This is a genomic window from Pseudonocardia xinjiangensis (assembly GCF_050948425.1).
In the GTDB taxonomy this organism is placed as follows: Bacteria; Actinomycetota; Actinomycetes; order Mycobacteriales; family Pseudonocardiaceae; genus Pseudonocardia; species Pseudonocardia xinjiangensis.
In genome coordinates this window covers 344,758-361,949 of the sequence record NZ_CP192009.1, presented here as the reverse complement: position 1 = coordinate 361,949, position 17,192 = coordinate 344,758, and the positions used below count along the sequence as shown (strand labels likewise).

The following is a 17,192-nucleotide window of genomic DNA, read 5'->3' as shown; positions in this document are numbered from 1 at the left end:
ATGGCTCAGGAGAGCGTGGCCTACGACAAAGACGCGGTACGCGAGGTCCTGGACAAGGCCCGCGCCGAGGGCCGTGACTCGCTCACCGCCCCCGAGGGCCGCCTGGTGTGCGAGGCCTACGGGATCCCGACGCCGGGCGAGGGCCTGGCGGGCTCGGCCGACGAGGCGGTGCGGCTGGCGGGCGAGCTCGGCGGCCGCGTCGTGATGAAGATCGTGTCGCCGGAGATCCTGCACAAGACCGAGGCCGGCGGCGTCAAGGTCGGCGTCTCGGGTGACGACGCGGTGCGCAGCGCCTACGACGAGATCATCGCCAACGCCAAGGCCTACAACGCCGATGCCACCATCGACGGCATCCAGGTGCAGCAGATGCTGAGCGGCGGCCACGAGGTGATCATCGGGGCCACCACCGACCCCACCTTCGGCAAGGTCATCGTCTTCGGCCTCGGCGGCGTGCTCGTCGAGGTCCTGAAGGACGTCACCTTCCGGCTCGCCCCGGTCGACACCGAGACCGCGCACTCCATGCTCGACGGGATCGCTGCCGCCGAGGTCCTGAAGGGCGCCCGCGGCGCCGAGCCGGCCGACGCCGACGCGCTGGCCGACATCATCAAGCGCCTGTCCGACCTGGTCACCGACTTCCCGCAGATCAGCGAGTTCGACCTCAACCCCGTGTTCGCCCGGCCCGACGGCGCGTCCGCCGCCGACGTCCGGATCGTGCTGGCGACCGAGGATCACGTAGAGCCGGTCAAGTACACCCAGGACGAGATCCTGGCCACGATGAACCGGATGATGCGGCCGAACGCCGTCGCGGTCATCGGCGCGTCCGCCGAGAACGGCAAGATCGGCAACTCGGTGATGAAGAACCTCATCAACGGGGGCTACGCCGGCGAGATCTACCCGATCAACCCCAAGGCCGACGAGATCCTGGGGCGCAAGGCCTACAAGAACATCCTCGACGTGCCCGGTGAGGTCGACGTCGCGGTGTTCGCGGTGCCGGCGAAGTTCGTGCCTCAGGCGCTGCGCGAGGTGGGCGAGAAGAACATCCCCGCCGCCGTGCTGATCCCCTCCGGCTTCGCGGAGACGGGCAACCACGAGCTGCAGGACGAGATCGTCAAGATCGCCCGTGAGGGCGGCGTCCGCATGCTCGGCCCGAACATCTACGGCTACTACTACACGCCGCAGAACCTGTGTGCGACGTTCTGCACCCCGTACGACGTGAAGGGCGGCACGGCCCTCACCTCGCAGTCCGGCGGCATCGGGATGGCGATCCTCGGGTTCAGCCGGACCACCAAGATGGGCGTCTCGGCGATCGTCGGCCTCGGCAACAAGTCCGACCTGGACGAGGACGACCTGCTCACCTACTTCGAGCAGGACCCCGACACCAACATCGTCGCGATGCACCTCGAGGACCTGAAGGACGGCCGGTCCTTCGTCGAGGCGGCACAGCGGATCACCAAGAAGAAGCCGGTCGTCGTGCTGAAGGCCGGACGCACCGCGCTGGGCGCCAAGGCGGCCAGCTCGCACACCGGCGCCCTCGCAGGCGACGACAAGGTCTACGACGACATCCTGCGCCAGTCGGGCGTCGTGCGGGCCTACTCGCTCAACGACATGCTCGAGTTCGCCCGGGGCATCCCCGTGCTGCCCACGCCGAAGGGCGAGAACGTCGTCATCATCACCGGGGCCGGTGGCTCGGGTGTGCTGCTCTCCGACGCGGTCGTCGAGAACGGTCTCAACCTGATGGAGATGCCGAAGGACCTCGACGAGGCCTTCAAGGCGTTCATCCCGCCGTTCGGCGCGTCCGGCAACCCCATCGACATCACCGGAGGGGAGCCGCCCTCGACGTACGAGGCCACGATCCGGCTCGGTCTCGAGGACGACCGGATCCACGCCCTGATCCTGGGTTACTGGCACACGATCGTCACCCCGCCGATGGTCTTCGCCGAGCTCACCGCCCGCGTGGTGGCCGAGGCGCGGGAGAAGGGCATCGAGAAGCCCGTCGTGGCGTCGCTCGCCGGTGACACCGAGGTCGAGGAAGCCAGTGACTACCTCTACCAGCACGGTGTCGTCGCATACCCCTACACCACCGAGAAGCCGGTTGCGGTCCTCGGAGCCAAGTACCGCTGGGCTCGGGGTGCCGGACTGATCTGAGAGATCTTCGAGCCGGCCCGCGCGGCGGGCCGGCTCGAACCGGTTCGACGGGTCCTAGCCGCCGAACCGGGTACGGGACGGTCGGCCCGACCGGCGTCCCCTGGGGGATTTCGCCCACCCTCCAGGGACAGCCGGCCGGGTCGGCCGTCGCCGCATCGTCACGACAAGGAGGTCATGGGCGAGGGGCGAACGGCCGTACGAAGCACCAAATCGGAAGGTCCACCACTGTGACTACATCGAAACAGCCTGACGCCGGAGTACCCGGGGACACGACTGCCGCAAGCCCCGAAAGGGTGTGGCACGCGGGTGGCCTCGAACCGATGCCCATCCGCAAGCTGCCCGAGGCTCCGCCCTCCGTCCACCTGCTCGGCCCGACGGTCTTCCTCGTCGCGCTCGGCGTGGGCATGGGCGAGTCCTACATGTGGCCTCGGCTTGTTCTGTTGTTCGGACCCGAGATCCGCTGGCTCTTCCTGATCGGGGTGACCCTCCAGGCAATTGTACTCCTGGAGATGTCCCGGTACGCGATGGCAACGGGTGAGAGCATTTTCACTGGCGCCGCCCGCGTGTTCAAACCGATCATGTGGTTCTTCTTTACCATCGCAATACTCATCTACATCTGGCCAGGTCACCTCTCGGCCGGCGCACTGGCGTTCGAGTCCGTGACGGGCATTTCCTGGCAGATCGCGGCGATCGTCGGGATGGTCCTGGTCGGGCTGGTCTTCACGCTCGCGAAGGTGATCTACAACCTGCTCGAGACCGTGCTCTCCATCCTGATCGGCACGCTGGTCGTCGGTACGGCGATCATCGCGTCGCTGGTGGGCACGTGGGGCGACCTGGCCAGCACGATCACCGGCATGTTCGCCTTCGGGTACCTGCCCGAGGAGGCCCTCACGGCCGCCTGGTTCCCGGTGATCGTCGGCTCGATCGCCTTCGCCGGCCCGTCCGGTATGCAGCAGATGTGGTACACGCTGCACCTGCGGGACAAGGGCGCCGGCATGGGCGCGCACATCCCGCAGCTGCGTGGTCTGCGCTCCGCGGGCGAGGAAGAGGTCATGCCGTCGCGTGGCTTCATGTTCGACACGGACGACCCGGAGGAGATGGCCAAGTGGCGCGGCTGGCGGCGCTGGGTCACCTTCGACGCCCTGCTGCTCTTCTGGGGCATCACGATGCTCGTCACGATCTCGTTCACCGTGCTCGCACAGGCGGCGGCGAGGAACAGCCCGAACGTCGTCAACCTGCTGCGTGACGGCGAGCGCGAAGCGGCTCTCAACGCGATGTCGGACTCGTTCGCATCGGTGGGCATCCCGGCACTCGGCGGGGTGTTCATGAGCTTCATCGCGCTGATCGGCCTGAACGCCACGCTCGGCCTGTTCGACTCGTTCTCCCGCGGGCAGTCGGACATGGCCTACCACTTCATCCCGGGTGCCAAGCGGTTCCGCATGGCGCATCTCTACGCCGGGTTCCTGTGGGGCGTGATCATCTTCGGGATCTGCATCCTGCTGTGGGGTCCGGCCGACGGTCCTGCCGCGATCCTGGACGTTCTCGCGTTCCTCTCCACGTTCGCCATGGGCGCGTACTGCGTCGTGCTTCTCCTGGTGAACAACCGGCTGTTGCCCAAGCCGATCCGTCCGAAGCTCTGGAGCAACCTGATCATCGGCTTCGGTGCCGTGTTCTACCTGGGCATGCTGTTCTACAGCCTGATCCGCTTCGGCGTGGTGTTGGACTGACATGAGCAGGCCAAGAGCACTTGACCTTGCCGAGGTCGGGCTTCCGGGTGCGGCGATCGGGGCCGTCTCGGGTGTCGTGGTCGGTCTGCTGGCCCTCGTCGTGGGCCAGCCGGTCGGCTGGGCTGCGGTCGGCGCGCTGACCCTCGGCGTGCCGCTCGCACTGTTCGGGGTCGGCTACGGGATGCTCGTCGCCCGCGGCTGGTTCCGGCCGGGGGTCTTCGCCCCCGTGGCGTTCTACTGGATGGTGGGTTTCCCCGCCTCGCGTCTGCTCCACGAGACGGTCACGCCAGTACTGCTCGGCGGCAACCCCACGCCACCGAGTGACGTGCTGACGTTCTTCGCCTTCCAGGCACTGGTGAGCATGGGCTTCGCGATCGGCTTCATCTGGCTCTACGAGCGGATCGCGCCGTACTGGCTCATGCGGATCCAGGACCACAACGCCGACGCCCGCCGCGTGTTCGGCATCTACGCGGAACACGCGCAGACGATGTGGGAGGCCCGGGAACGCAAGCGCGCCCGGCGTCAGGCCGGCCGTGTGCCGGCGGCGTCCGGGAGCGCCCGGGTGAAGTCCCGACGGTCCTCGTGACCGTGGTGTCGCGGCGGGGCCGGGTCGATCCGGCCTCGGCTCCGCCGCGACACCTCGACAGCCGACCGCCGATCTCCGAGGAGAGAGATGAGTGTTCCGTTCTGGGTCTGGGCCGCGACGATAGGCGCGTTCCTCGCCGTGCTGGCCTTCGACTTCTACCTGGTGGCCCGTAACCCCCGTGATCCGTCGATGCGGGAGTCGACGATCTGGGTCTCCTGCTACGTCGCTCTCGCTGTCCTTTTCGGTCTCGGCGTGCTGGCCTTCGCCGGGCCGCAGTACGGCGGCGAGTTCTTCGCCGGGTGGATCACCGAGTACTCGCTGTCGGTGGACAACCTGTTCATCTTCGTGCTGATCATGAGCCGGTTCGCCGTGCCGCGGGAGTACCGCCAGAAGGTGCTGCTCATCGGGATCGTGCTGGCGCTGATCCTGCGAGGTGTCTTCATCGCGCTGGGCGCCGAGGCGATCGCGCGGTTCGACTGGATGTTCTACCTCTTCGGCGCCTTCCTCATCTACACGGCCTGGAAGCTCATCCGGCACTCGGAAGAGGAGGAGGAGTTCAACGAGAACCGGGTTCTGCGCACGGTCCGGAAGCTCGTTCCGTCGACGAAGGAGTACCACGGGGCCGCGCTGACCGTCCGGGTGGACGGGCGCAAGCTCGTCACCCCGATGCTCATCGTGATGGTGGCGATCGGCACCACCGACCTGCTGTTCGCCGTCGACTCCATCCCGGCGATCTTCGGGCTCACGCAGGAGCCCTACCTGGTGTTCACCGCCAACGCGTTCGCGCTGATGGGGCTGCGGCAGCTGTTCTTCCTCATCGGTGGCCTGCTCGACCGCCTGGTGTACCTGAGCAAGGGCCTCGCGATCATCCTGGCGTTCATCGGCTTCAAGCTGATCTTCGAGGCGCTGCACCACCACGGCGTCGCGTGGGCTCCCGAGATCCCGATCCTGGCGTCCCTGGGTGTCATCGTCGGCACGCTGGCCATCACCACGGTGGCCAGCCTCGCGAAGTCGCGCAAGGACGATGCGGCCGCCGCTGCCGCCGCTGCCGGCACCACCCCGGCCACCACCACCGTGGAGAAGGGCGACGACCCGGTCGAGGAGGTGCCCGAGACCAGCGGCAAGTCCGCCGGCTGAGCCCGGCTCCGTACGCCCCTGCTGCCCGCCCCGTACGGGGCGGGCAGTTCGGCGTTCGGGGGCGGCCGGTCCGGGCGTCATCTCAGGCCGACTCCCTGACCGCGTCGACTCCGCGGACCGCCGGCTCGTCGTCGGTGACCTCGCTGAGGGCGAAGCTCTCGATGTCGAGCACGAAGCCGCGCACGACCGTCTCGGGCAGCAGGAACGGGTCGTGCCGCAGGCGCGCCACGCCGCGCCGCACGTTCACCGCCGGATCCGCGAACGCATGGGTTCGCCACGGCGGGCGCATCCCGACCTCGAGCGCGAGCTCCTCGGAGAACTCCTCGTCGGTGAACGAGGCCAGCCCACAACCGCTGTGCTGCACGACCAGCACGTCCCGCGTCCCCAGCTTCCGCTGGCTGATCACCACGGACCGCACCACGTCGTCGGTGACCACGCCTCCCGCGTTGCGCAGGACGTGGACCTCGCCCGGCTCGAGGCCGAACAGGGGCGACACGTCGATCCTCGCGTCCATGCACGTCAGCACCACGGTGCGCAGCGTGGGGACAGCAGCGGCGCCGGCGGCGTTGGACGCGGCGAGCCGGCCGCCACCTGCCTCGTGGCGCCGCAGCAGCTCCTCGTTGCTCATGTCGCACCCACCGGTGAGACGAGCGGGGCGCCGGTACATGCGTGCTGTGTCCTGCACCTCGAAGGGTTCACGAGCGATCTCCATCTCGCATCGAAGGAGCCGGCGTCGACCGGCCAGGTGGACCACCGACCGGACCGGGCGAGCCGCCCGGTCCGGTCGGTCAGCACGTGAGTATCAGGCCCGGCCCCCGTCCGCCACCGCGTGGCTCGCGGAACCCACGCTGGGGCTGGAGACCGAAGCGCGCTGGCCGCGGCCGGGCTGCCGCAGGAACAACGAGATGATCGCGGACACGAACGCGATGGCACCGGCGATCGTGTAGGCCCCGTTGTAACCCCACGTCGTGACCACCCAGGACGCCACCCCCAGCCCGAAGAGCCCGCTGACGAGCTTGGAGCTGTAGACGAGCCCGTAGTTGGTGGCGTTGTTGTTCTCCCCGAAGTAGTCGGGGGTGAGCGCGGCGAACATCGGGAAGAAGGCTCCACCGCCGAGGCCCGCCAGGAAGGCGAAGAAGATGAACAGCGCCTCGTTGTGGGTGTCCCCGCCCCAGAGCAGGCCGAACTGCGCCACTCCCTCGACCACCAGCACGATGATCAGCGACTCCTTGCGGCCGATCTGGTCGGAGAGCCACCCGACGAACCCGCGGCCGAAGCCGTTGACGAGCGAGAGCACACCCGCCGAGGACGCCGCGATGAACGGACCGAAGCCCACTTCCTTCGCGAAGTCGACCTGGTAGCCGATCCCGAACAGCGACACGCCGCCGATGATCGCCAGCGCGAACCACATGAGTGGCAGCTGACCGGTCTTGATCGCTTCCATCGGGCCGTACTGCTTCACCGCGGGCGGGTTCTTGGCCAGGCTGCGGGCGGACTTGGGGCTGGCCGCCCACTCGAGCGGGTCGACGTCGCTCGGCCACCAGTTCTTGGGCGGGTCCTTGAACATGAAGCCGCTCACGCCGACGATCACCAGCATGTACAGCGCGATGAGGGTGAGAACGAGGGTGAAGTTGCTCTCGTTGAACATGTAGCTGAAGACGAAGATGAACGGCACGGCGCCGTAGGCGAAGGCGCCGTTGACGAAACCGGTCTTTCCGCCGCGCTTCTCGGGGAACCACTTGCCGACCATGTTGATCGAGGTGGCGTACACGAGACCGGCGCCGGTACCGCCGATGACCGAGTAGAAGAGGAAGTTCAGTACGAGGTTGCTGGTCAGGCCGAGCACCACGAACGCGGCGAACACCATCACCGCACCGCTGAGCATGGCCGCCCTGGCCGAGACGATGCCCTTCTCCCGGAGCCGTCCGGCGGGGAAGGCCACGCCGGCCTGGAACACCGTCCAGATGCTGACGAGCCAGAAGGCCTGTCCGAGCGACCAGCCGTGGACGTCCTCCAGCGTGCTCTCCGCGGCGCCGTAGCCGTACTCGAAGACGCTGACGCCGAACATCGACGCCCAGGGCAACCACATCATCCACTTACGCGAACGGCCGAGTATCTGCTCGGCCGGTATCCCGACGCGATAGACGCGCCCGTTGGAGTCGGTTATCTCGCGATCCGTGACAGTCACGTCGTCTCCTTTGACGAGAGGGAGGGTGGAGCGACCTCTTGTCGTGCCGTTCAGCTGAATTCGGGGTCGACTGAGGGCGCGCCCGCAATGCGGACACGCTCAGCGAGCACGCATTACGGCGTATCCGCCGCACTGCTGCTCCGGGTATTGGGTATAGGTTCCGGACCGTCCGGTCTCAGCCGGCCCCGGACGGACCCGGTCCTGCCGGCCGGGCGTCCACCAGCAAGAACACTGGTGAACCGGCCGTCAGGCACGCACTCAGGGAACTGGTGAGGCATCCACTCGTGGTGTACGAGTGGATTCGGACGTCCGCAGGGCTCTCATGGGGACCAGCTGAGACATGGAACGCATCTCCTTGTGTCGCCGCCGCGGTGCTGGTTCACATACTGCATACGGTATGGCTGGTTGTCCAGAATTAGTTGCTACCGCCCGGCGCTGAGTCGCCATTCTTTACTGATCTCGGCGAAGATCTTTTAGACTTCTTTACCTTAGCTAATTGTCCGAATCAGGTGATTTTCTCCCGGTTCGTTCCATCTGTTCCGCGGGAGCGGCGGTGCGAGCCGCGGACACGCCGGTGACAGGCCTGAGCAGGGCGGGCGGACGAGCGTGGGAGCGTGCGGACCGCCGCGCAGCCTCCGAGCAGGGAGGCACGGATCGCGGGGCCCGGCGGAAACGGCGGTCCGTCCGACTTCGTGACCGCTGCGTGCCCCGGGAACGGCGCCTCGGTGCCGCCGGCGACGGCGCACGGGCTTTACCGGAGGCTATGCATCTCGAGCGGCGCCCACGGGGCCGCTGGGAGCGTCTCCCGGCGCGACGGGCGCGGGAGCGTCCCGCGCAGCGGAACGCCTGCGCAGGCGACTACGGGCGCGGGCGGGACCGTGGACGTGGCCCGACAGGTCGCGACCGGATGAGAAGGGGTGGTGCCGGCGAGGTCGGCCCGGCCTGCCGCTCCCGGCCCGGCGAACACGCCGGGCCGGGAGGAGCAGCGGTCAGTCCTCCGACTTGCCGCCGTCCTTGAGACCCTCGGAGATGAGGTCCATGACCGAGGAGTCGGCCAGCGTGGTGACGTCCCCGACCTCGCGGTTCTCCGCGACATCGCGCAGCAGCCTGCGCATGATCTTGCCCGAGCGGGTCTTCGGCAGCTCGTCAACGACCATGATCTGGCGCGGCTTCGCGATCGGGCCGATCTCCTTGGACACGTGGTCGCGCAGGGCCTTGATGGCGTCCGCGCCCTTCCCCTCGTCCTGGGCGACGTTGCCCCGCAGGATGACGAACGCGACGATTCCCTGCCCGGTGGTCGGGTCGGAGGCTCCGACCACGGCCGCCTCGGCCACCGTCGGGTGGCTGACCAGCGCCGACTCCACCTCCGTCGTGGAGATGCGGTGGCCCGACACGTTCATCACGTCGTCGACGCGCCCGAGCAGCCAGACCGCGCCGTCGTCGTCGTACTTCGCGCCGTCACCCGCGAAGTAGTAGCCCTGCTCGGCGAACCGCGACCAGTAGGTCTCGCGGTAGCGCTCCTCGTCGCCCCAGATGCCCCGCAGCATCGCCGGCCATGGCTTGTCGAGCACGAGGTAGCCACCGCCGCCGGGCCCCACCGGGGTGCCGGACTCGTCGACGACGTTCGCGGCGATCCCCGGCACCGCACGCATCGCGGAACCGGGCTTCGTCGCCGTGACGCCGGGCAGGGGCGCGATCATGATCGCGCCGGTCTCGGTCTGCCACCAGGTGTCGACGATCGGGCACTTGTCGTGGCCGATGTTCTCCCGGTACCACATCCATGCCTCGGGGTTGATCGGCTCGCCGACCGTGCCGAGAACCTTGAGCGAGGAGAGGTCGAACTTGTCCGGGATCTCCTTGCCCCACTTCATGAACGTGCGGATCAGCGTGGGTGCGGTGTAGTAGATGGAGACGCCGTACTTCTGGATGATCTCCCAGTGGCGCCCCTCGTGGGGCGTGTTGGGCGTGCCCTCGTACATCACCGACGTCGCGCGGTTGGCCAGCGGCCCGTACACGATGTAGGTGTGCCCCGTGACCCAGCCGATGTCGGCGGTGCACCAGTAGACGCTCTCCCCCGGCTTGTGGTCGAACACCACGTGGTGGGTGTAGGCGGCCTGCGTGAGGTAGCCGCCGGAGGTGTGCAGGATGCCCTTGGGCTTACCGGTGGTGCCCGAGGTGTAGAGGATGTACAGCGGGTGCTCGGAGTCGAACGGCTGCGCCTCGTGCTCGTCGGACTGCCGGTCGACGATGTCGTGCCACCAGACGTCACGGCCCTCGGTCCACGGCACCTCGGTCTCGGTGCGCTTGACCACCAGCACGTGCTCGATGGACGGCGTGTCCTTGACCGCCTCGTCGGTGTTCTCCTTCATCGGTGCCGGCTTCCCGCGCCGGTACTGCCCGTCGGAGGTGATCAGCAGCTTCGCCTCGGCGTCCTCGATCCGCGACCGCAGCGCGCCGGGCGAGAACCCGCCGAACACGACGCTGTGCGCCGCCCCCAGCCGGGCGCAGGCCAGCATCGCCACCACTGCCTCCGGGATCATCGGGAGCTGGATCGCCACCCGGTCACCGGTCTGCACGCCGAGCTCGGTGAGGGCGTTGGCCGCCTTGCAGACCTCGCTCTTCAGATCCGCGTAGGTGATGGTGCGGGTGTCACCGGGCTCGCCCTCCCAGTGGAACGCGACCTGCTCGCCGTGGCCGTCCTCGACGTGCCGGTCGACGCAGTTGTAGGCGACGTTCAGCTTGCCGCCCACGAACCACTGGGCGAACGGAGCGTCCCACTCCAGGACCTTGTCCCACTTCTGGTGCCAGTGCAGGCGATCGGCCTGCTCGGCCCAGAAGGTCTCGCGGTCGGAGTCGGCGCGGTCGTACCACTCGGCCGTGGCGTTGGCCTGGGCAGCGAACTCGTCACTCGGAGGAAAACTCCGACTCTCGGTCGCCAGGTTGCTCAGTGTGGCGTTCGTCGATTCCTCGGCCATCAATGCCCTCCAGATCCTGGGCGCATACACCGGGCGGTACTTGCCCGGCTCCCGTGCGAGGGACGACGCTAGCGGCCCCTCTCTCCCAGCGCACCGCCAGTACGGGCAGGTAGGGCCCCGATCGTAGGACCGCGGGCCGGGGGTCGCGACCGGCCGGGATTCGCGGTCGCCCGAGCCCGGGGACGAGCGCCCGTGGATGGCACCATGCCGGGGTGCCAGCGACCACCGATCCGCTCGCCCCCCTGCTGGGGCTGCCCGGCGTCTCCGACGCCGTGACCAGTGCCCGGGACGCGGTCGTGGCCGTGCACAACCACCCGGTGAACCGGCGCGGCTGGCCGGCGAGCGCGGCCGAGGCGAGCCTGCGCGCGGCGCGGGCGTCCGCCGCACTCGACGGCGCGGCCATCGGGACCGAGGACACCGTGCGCAGCCCGGTACTGGCCGGGGCCGTGCGCGTGGCCGAGGAGTCCGGCAGGCTCCTCGGGGTCTGGCGCACCTCTCCGCTGCAGGCGCTGGCCCGCCTGCACCTCGTGGCCGCTGCCGATCTCGTGCCTGCTGAGCGCCACGGCACCGAGCTCGGTCGGCCGCGGGCGGACGCCGAGGTGTCGGCCCGGCTCGACCTGCTCGCCCGGCTGCTCACCGGCGGAACGTCCGTGCCCGCCCCCGTTCTCGTCGCCGTGGTGCACGGAGAACTGCTGGCGCTCGCCCCCTTCGCCACCGCCAACGGCGTGGTGGCGCGGGCCGCGGCCCGGCTCACGGCCGTGGCCGCCGGCCTCGACCCGAAGGGGCTCGCCGTCCCGGAGGTGGGCCACCTGCGCCACGCCGCCGAGTACCGCGACGCGGCCGGCGCCTTCGCCGCCGGCTCACCCGAGGGCATCACGACCTGGCTGCTGCACTGCTGCGCGCAGTGGGAGGCCGGGGCCCGGGAGGGAATCTCGATCGCCGACGCCCGGACCTGAGCCCCTGTACGGCCGCGAGAACGTCCGGCGGGAGAAAAAGAGACGGGCGGCATCCCCGGAGGAACGCCGCCCATCTGCGCGTGAGCATCGAGATCCAGGCGTGCACTACGTGTCGTGTTGGTGGCCTCGGCGTCCAGCGTCCCGATACGCAGGCCCACGACGACATGCCTCCCGCGGCGTGCTGCGCGTGGAGCGCCCGACACTCATGCACGGAGACCCGCTCGGGGTGGACGGGTGCTTCTCTGCCGCACCGCCCCTGGCCGAACAGGAGTCCGTGACCCCTTTGTAGTACGTGACGGGAAGCACAGCAAGGGTCGGACGGCAGTGCACCGGTTCAGAACATCGCCGGCCTCGTCACCGGCGGGTCCACCGCTTGTGGCCGTACCAGGACGCACCCACGAGCGCCGCCGCGCCCAGTCCGGCCGCGGCGAAGGTCGCGCTCCTCTCCGGGGGTCGGAACCGGCGCAGCGCCACGGGGTCGGCGAACGTCAGGATCGGCCAGCCGCGCTGCATCGCCTCCCGGCGCAGGCCCTTGTCCGGGTTGACGACCGTGGGATGCCCGACGGTCTCCAGCAGCGGCAGGTCCGTGATCGAGTCGGAGTAGGCCCGGCAGTCCTCCAGCCGGTAGCCGCGCTCGTCCGCGATCTTCCGCGCCGCCTCGGCCTTCTCCTCGCCGTAGCAGTAGTAGTCGATCACACCTGTGTAGCGGCCCTCCTCGACGCTCATCCGCGTGGCCAGGCAGCGGTCGGCTCCCACGAGAGCAGCGATGGGTTCCACGACCTCCAGGCCAGAGGCGGACAGCACGATGACCTCGTCACCGTTCGCCCGGTGCTCGGCGATCAGCTCGGCGGCCTCGGCGTACACGAGCGGCTCGACGATGTCGTGCAGGGTCTCGGCGACGATCGCCCGGATCTGCGCCACCTCCCACCCCGTGCAGAGCGCGGTGATCCGCCTGCGCAGCAGGTCCATCGTGTCCGCGTCCGCGCCGGAGAGCACGAGCAGTAACTGGGCGTATCCGCTGCGCAGCGCCGCCCGCCTGCTGATCAACCCCCGGCGGCGGAACGGTCGGCTGAACGCAAGGGCGCTGGAGCCCGCGATGATCGTCTTGTCAAGATCGAAGAAGGCAGCGGCTCCAGAGGCCGCTGGAGGCGGGTTCGGGGGTAGCGTCGGCAACGGACCAGGCACGTGGAGCGAGCTTGCCAGAACCCGACAGGGAGTGGCGGACCCCACGGCGCACCGCGGACGCTGCACAGATGCTCCGTCCAGGGGCGCGCGTTGCAGCCTTTCAAGGGCTACAGTTGGTGGTGCCCGGACGTGTCCGGGCGCGGTTCAGCTCGACCCCCCGGAGCTGAACCACCGACGGCCCCCGCCAATCCCCCCTGGCGGGGGCCGTCCCATGTCCAGGGGAGCCCGGAGGGGCCCCCCGAATCAACTCTTGCCGGGCGCCCCGACAGAACCCGGCACAGCTGCGCCGATCGGGCACGGTTGTCCACATCGGCTACTGGCTGTCCACAGGTTGACGATCCGTCCTCCGACGCAGCCACCCGCACCTCACTCTGATCTCGCCGCTCCCCCCGAGCGGCACGACGAGGGAGGTCGCGGTGCATCAGGGCTCAGGCGAACGTCGCGGGTTGGTGATGGTGTCCGACCCCGAACTGCTCGACACCGTCCTGCGGTTGGCCGCGGCAGCGGGCTGTGAGCTCCACCGCACGGTCGACGCGGCGCAGGCCCGGCCGCACTGGCCGGGAGCACCCCTCGTGCTGCTCGACGCGGCGGCCGCGCAGCAGTGCGCGCAGGCCGGGCTGCCCCGCCGGGGCGAGGTGATCGTCGCCGTCCGTGGCGAACCCGCGCCTCCCGTGTGGCAGCACGCCGTCGCGGTGGGGGCCGAGCACGTCATCTCCCTGCCCGACGCCGAGTCCTGGCTGGTGGCCGCCTTCACCGAAGCCGCTGAGGGGCCGGGCCACGACGGCGCCGTGCTGGCCGTCGTCGGCGGCCGGGGTGGCGCCGGTGCTTCCGTACTCGCCGCCGCCGTCGCGGTCACCGCCGTGCGTGAGGGCTCGCGGGTGCTGCTCGTCGACTGCGACCCACTCGGCGGCGGTCTCGACCTCGTGCTCGGCGCGGAGGAGCTCGGCGGCCTGCGATGGCCCGACATCGGGGTCGAGGGCGGTCGGGTGCCTGCCACCGCGCTGCACGCCGCCCTTCCTGCACCCGCGGTCGCCCGCCGGGGCGGGGGCGAGCTGGCGGTGCTGTCCTGCGACCGGTCAGCACACGGGCCGTCCCCGGCTGCCGTCCGTTCGGTCATCGAGGCCGGCAGGCGAGCAGGCGAGACGGTCGTCTGTGATCTTCCCCGCTACCCCACCGACGCCGCGATCGCCGCGTTGGCAACCGCCGACCTCACCGTGCTCGTCGTTCCGGCCGACGTGCGGTCGTGCGCGGCGGGCGCCAGGGTGGCCGCGGTTCTGAGCGAGCACGGCGGACCGGTCCGTCTCGTCGTACGGGGTCCGGCGCCGGGAGGTGTGGATGCCGCCGAGGTCGCACGCGCGCTGGGCCTGCCGCTGCTCGCGGCGATGCGGCCCGAGGCGGGTCTCGCCCGTGCGCTGGAGCGCGGCACCGCACCGGGTCGTCCTCGGGGGCCGCTCGCCGCGGCGGCACAGGCGGTACTCACCGAGCTGCACGCCACCGCGGCGCGGACCTCCGGGGCACGGCCGTGAGCGGGCCGGGCCGGAGCGTGGCCACCACGCTCGCCGGTCGGCCGCCGGTCGAGCTGCGCGGGCGGAGCGCCTCCGAGTTGGTCGACCGCGTGCGCTCCCGGCTCGCCGCAGCCGGCGGCGAGATCACCCAGGCCGCGGTGGCCGCGGCCGTCCGAGCGGAAGCCGGGGGCGTCGCCTCCGATCTCGACGTGCTCGCGGCGCTGCGAGTTCTGCGACAGGAGTTCGTCGGCGCCGGACCGCTCGACGAGCTGCTGCGCGACCCCCGCACCACCGACGTCCTGGTGTGCGGCCCCGGCTCGGTGTGGGTCGACCGCGGGTCGGGCCTCGAGGCCACCGACGTCCGGTTCACCGACGAGGCCGCCGTACGCAGGCTGGCCCAGCGCCTGGCCATCGCCGCAGGCCGTCGCCTCGACGACGCCAGCCCGTACGTCGACGGCTGGATCGCCGACGTCGGGGTCCGGCTGCACGCCGTCCTGCCGCCGATCGCCGCCGACGGCACGTGTCTGTCCCTGCGCGTGCTGCGTCCCGCGGCGCACGACCTCGCGGCCCTCCGCGCGCTCGGCACCGTCGACGCCACCGGGGAGGCCCTGCTGCGGGCGGTGCTCGCCGCGCGGCTCGCCTTCCTCGTGTCCGGCGGCACCGGCACCGGCAAGACCACGATCCTCGCCGCGATGCTCAGCGCCGTCGACCCTCGGGAGCGGATCGTCTGTGTCGAGGACGCGGAGGAGCTGCGGCCCCGCCACCCGCACGTGGTGCGGCTCGTCGCCCGGCCGGCCAACATCGAGGGCGCCGGCGGGGTCGTGCTGCGCGACCTGGTTCGCCAGGCGCTGCGGATGCGCCCCGACCGGCTCGTGGTCGGTGAGGTGCGCGGCGCCGAGGTCTGCGATCTCCTGGCCGCCCTCAACACCGGCCACGACGGTGGCTCCGGCACCGTGCACGCCAACTCGGCACGCGAGGTGCCGGCGCGCATGGAGGCGCTGGCGGCCACCGGTGGCCTGCCGCGGGCGGCCCTGCACAGCCAGCTCGCCGCAGCCGTGCAGGTGGTGCTGCACATGCGCAGGCTGGCGTCCGGCGGCCGGGTGCTCGACGTCGTGGGGGTGCTGTCGCGCTCGGCGGAGGGAGTCACGGTCGACCCGGCGTGGAGCCGCACGCACGGATGGGCCGGTGGCCGCGACGGCCTCGAGCGGCTGCTCACCGATCGCGGGGTGCGCGGGCCGTGGTGAACGCGATGGCATGCGCCGCACTGGCTGCGGCGATCACGTGCCTGCCCGCACCCGCAGGCGTGGGTAGGTTCGCGGCGCTCTGGCCGGCCCGTTCACGTCGCCGGAGCCGGCAGATGTGGGCGACCGGTCCCATCCTGCTCGGCGGCTGCGCCGGGCTGCTGGCGGCGGGGCCGGGCGGAGCACTGGCCGGGGCACTCGTCGCGTTCACGGTGCGCAGGCGGCGGGCGCGCCACCAGGTGAGCACCATCGCAGCCACCACGTCCGCACAGCTGGCCGATGCCGTCTCCCGGATCACGGAGGAGCTCCGGGCGGGCAGCCACCCGGCTGCCGCGCTGGGCGGGGTGCGCGCCGACGGCCCGCTCGCCCGCGACATCCTGGCCCCGGCGGCGGCCGCCGCGCGCCTCGGCGACAGCGTCTCCGCCGCACTGCGCCGAGGCAGCGCCCACCGGCCCGAGATCGGTCCCGACGTGGAGCGGATCGCCGTGGCATGGTCGCTGGCGGAGCGGCACGGCATCCCGCTCGCCGAGCTGCTCGCCCGCGCCCACCACGACATCCGCTGGCGAGTGCGGTTCGGGGCCACGGTGCGAGCCCAGCTCGCCGGGCCCCGGGCCACCGCACACGTGCTCACCGCACTGCCACTGCTCGGGCTCGGTCTCGGCCAGCTCGTCGGCGCCGATCCGGTCGCGGTCCTGCGCGGTGGCGTCCTCGGTCAGGTCATGCTGGTCACCGGCGTCGCGCTGGTGGCAGCCGGAGCGGCGTGGTCGGAGCACATTCTTCGTTCGGCGGTGCCGTGATGACCGCCGTGCCCGGCACCGTCACCGCGGCGCTCGTCGTGCTGGCACTCGCCCTGCTCGTTCCCGGTGGCCGCCACGGCGCCGGCCGGCTGCTGGCGCTGCAGAGCACGGCGCCGGGACCGGTCGACGCCGTCGCGCCGCCTGCGCTCCGCAGCTCCTGGGTGGTCGTCGGCGCCGTCGCGGCCGGCGCACTCGGATGGACGGTCGCGGGTGCCGCCGCAGGCGTGGTGCTGGGAGCCGCGGCGGGTGGAGCCGGGGCGCTGGCCGTCCGCCGGGCCGCGGCCCGCTCCGCACCGGCCACCGAACAGGACGGCGACATCGCCGGCGGCTGGGAGCTCCTGGCCGTGTGCCTGGAGGCGGGGCTCCCCGTGTCGATCGCGGTGGCTGCGGCGGCGGAGCCCCTCCACGGCTCCACCGGCACCCACCTGCGAAGGGTCGCCGGCCTGCTCGAGCTCGGTGCCGATCCGGTCGAAGCGTGGATCGCGGCCGAGGACGTGCCCGTGCTCGCGACGTTCGCCCGGGCCGCGGGCCGATCCGCCGGCACCGGAGCCGCACTGGCCCAGGTGGCCAGGGCCGAGGGCGCGCGGCTCCGGGCCGACCTCCTCGACTCCGCGCAGGCCAGGTCCCAGCGCGCCGCGGTGCACATCACCGGCCCTCTCGGACTCTGCTTCCTCCCCGCGTTCCTGGTCCTCGGTATCGCCCCGGTCGTCATCGGCCTGGCGGGCGAGGCACTCGCGCAGTGGTGACCAC

13 protein-coding genes are annotated in these 17,192 nt (G+C 70.8%); 9 read left to right on the top strand and 4 right to left on the bottom strand.

All coding sequences use genetic code 11. The features are described 5' to 3' along the window. The 4 genes from ACQPZA_RS01745 (at position 1) to ACQPZA_RS01730 (ending at position 5,595) form a co-directional block, all read left to right on the top strand. A complete protein-coding gene (locus tag ACQPZA_RS01745; RefSeq protein ID WP_433277761.1) occupies positions 1-2,145 on the top strand; it encodes an acetate--CoA ligase family protein in 2,145 nt (714 codons plus the stop codon). Between the two features lie 320 nt (positions 2,146-2,465). Beyond that, entirely contained in the window at positions 2,466-3,872 is a 1,407-nt protein-coding gene (locus tag ACQPZA_RS01740; RefSeq protein WP_433277759.1) for an Nramp family divalent metal transporter, read from the top strand. Between the two features lies 1 nt (position 3,873). Next, the gene (locus ACQPZA_RS01735) at positions 3,874-4,458 is read left to right on the top strand and encodes a hypothetical protein (RefSeq protein WP_433277758.1); all 585 of its coding nucleotides are present in this window, start codon (positions 3,874-3,876) and stop codon (positions 4,456-4,458) included. A gap of 87 nt (positions 4,459-4,545) precedes the next feature. Then, positions 4,546-5,595: a TerC family protein gene (locus tag ACQPZA_RS01730; protein ID WP_433277757.1), complete on the top strand. Its 1,050-nt coding sequence runs from the start codon at positions 4,546-4,548 to the stop codon at positions 5,593-5,595. A gap of 82 nt (positions 5,596-5,677) precedes the next feature. Here ACQPZA_RS01730 and ACQPZA_RS01725 read toward each other — a convergent pair whose 3' ends face one another. From ACQPZA_RS01725 to acs, 3 genes are all read right to left on the bottom strand, one after another. Beyond that, positions 5,678-6,223, bottom strand: a complete 546-nt coding sequence (locus tag ACQPZA_RS01725) for a beta-class carbonic anhydrase (RefSeq protein ID WP_433277755.1) — start codon at positions 6,221-6,223, stop codon at positions 5,678-5,680. 174 nt (positions 6,224-6,397) lie between these two features. Further along, positions 6,398-7,783 carry an OFA family MFS transporter gene (locus tag ACQPZA_RS01720; RefSeq protein WP_433277753.1) on the bottom strand — a complete coding sequence of 462 codons (1,386 nt, stop codon included), beginning with the start codon at positions 7,781-7,783 and terminating at the stop codon, positions 6,398-6,400. Between the two features lie 989 nt (positions 7,784-8,772). Beyond that, entirely contained in the window at positions 8,773-10,758 is a 1,986-nt protein-coding gene (gene acs / locus ACQPZA_RS01715; RefSeq protein ID WP_433277752.1) for an acetate--CoA ligase, read from the bottom strand. A 212-nt stretch (positions 10,759-10,970) separates the two neighbouring features. Between acs and ACQPZA_RS01710 the strand changes: the two genes are divergently transcribed. After that, the gene (locus tag ACQPZA_RS01710) at positions 10,971-11,714 is read left to right on the top strand and encodes an oxidoreductase (RefSeq protein ID WP_433277751.1); all 744 of its coding nucleotides are present in this window, start codon (positions 10,971-10,973) and stop codon (positions 11,712-11,714) included. A gap of 354 nt (positions 11,715-12,068) precedes the next feature. Here the strand turns inward: ACQPZA_RS01710 and ACQPZA_RS01705 are convergent, their stop codons facing one another. Continuing rightward, positions 12,069-12,899 (bottom strand): HAD family hydrolase, encoded by an 831-nt coding sequence (locus ACQPZA_RS01705; protein ID WP_433277750.1) that lies wholly within the window; start codon positions 12,897-12,899, stop codon positions 12,069-12,071. Positions 12,900-13,315: 416 nt separating this feature from the next. On the opposite strand from ACQPZA_RS01705, the gene ssd reads away from it, so the two are divergent. The 4 genes from ssd to ACQPZA_RS01685 all read left to right on the top strand — a co-directional run bounded on the left by ssd (position 13,316) and on the right by ACQPZA_RS01685 (position 17,188). Then, entirely contained in the window at positions 13,316-14,425 is a 1,110-nt protein-coding gene (ssd, locus tag ACQPZA_RS01700; RefSeq protein ID WP_312858890.1) for a septum site-determining protein Ssd, read from the top strand. Positions 14,426-14,478: 53 nt separating this feature from the next. After that, positions 14,479-15,648 (top strand): TadA family conjugal transfer-associated ATPase, encoded by a 1,170-nt coding sequence (locus ACQPZA_RS01695; RefSeq protein WP_211173675.1) that lies wholly within the window; start codon positions 14,479-14,481, stop codon positions 15,646-15,648. A 113-nt stretch (positions 15,649-15,761) separates the two neighbouring features. After that, positions 15,762-16,442, top strand: coding sequence for a type II secretion system F family protein (locus tag ACQPZA_RS01690; RefSeq protein ID WP_433277748.1), 681 nt, complete (start codon positions 15,762-15,764; stop codon positions 16,440-16,442). Next, on the top strand, positions 16,442-17,188 hold the full coding sequence (locus tag ACQPZA_RS01685) for a type II secretion system F family protein (RefSeq protein WP_169393958.1): 747 nt from the start codon (positions 16,442-16,444) through the stop codon (positions 17,186-17,188). Before ACQPZA_RS01690 ends, ACQPZA_RS01685 begins: the two co-directional genes overlap by 1 nt. Positions 17,189-17,192 lie beyond the last annotated feature (4 nt).